Source organism: Streptomyces sp. Isolate_45 (assembly GCF_024721315.2).
GTDB lineage: Bacteria > Actinomycetota > Actinomycetes > Streptomycetales > Streptomycetaceae > Streptomyces.
The window spans coordinates 1-534 of sequence record NZ_JANFAK020000405.1; the positions used below are offsets into that span (position 1 = coordinate 1).

Genomic DNA, 534 nt, shown 5'->3' on the forward strand with positions numbered 1-534 from the left:
GCCGATGAGGTGGTCGGTGGCGTCGTCGGTGCGGCCGGCGATGGGGGTGCCGATGGGGATGTCGGTGCCTGCGCCGAGTCGGGTGAGGAGGGTGGTGAGGGCGGTTTGGAGAACCATGAAGGTGCTGGTGTTGGTGGTGCGGGCGAGTTCGGTGAGTTGTTGGTGGGTGGGGGTCGGGATGGTGAAGGTGATGCGGTCGCCGGCTTGGCTCGCGGTGGCGGGGCGGGGTCGGTCGGTGGGGAGGTCGAGTTGTTCGGGGAGGTCGGCGAGGGTGTTCTTCCAGTGCGTGAGCTGTCGGCCGGCGGTGCTGTTGGGGTCGGTGTCGTTGCCGAGGAGGGTGCGTTGCCAGAGGGCGTAGTCGGCGTATTGGGCGGGGAGAGGGGCCCAGTTGGGGGCTGTGCCGTTGGTGGTTCGGGTGGTGTAGGCGGTGGTGAGGTCGTGGGCGAGGGGGGTGCGGGACCAGGCGTCGCTGGCGATGTGGTGGATCAGGAGGAGCAGCACGTGCTCCTCGTCGGAGATCCGGAACAGCGAGGC

1 protein-coding gene is annotated in these 534 nt (G+C 69.1%); it reads right to left on the reverse strand.

From position 1 onward, the window contains the following. The coding region (locus tag NOD94_RS41330) for a condensation domain-containing protein (RefSeq protein ID WP_281211381.1) at nucleotides 1-534 on the reverse strand (534 nt) is incomplete at both ends.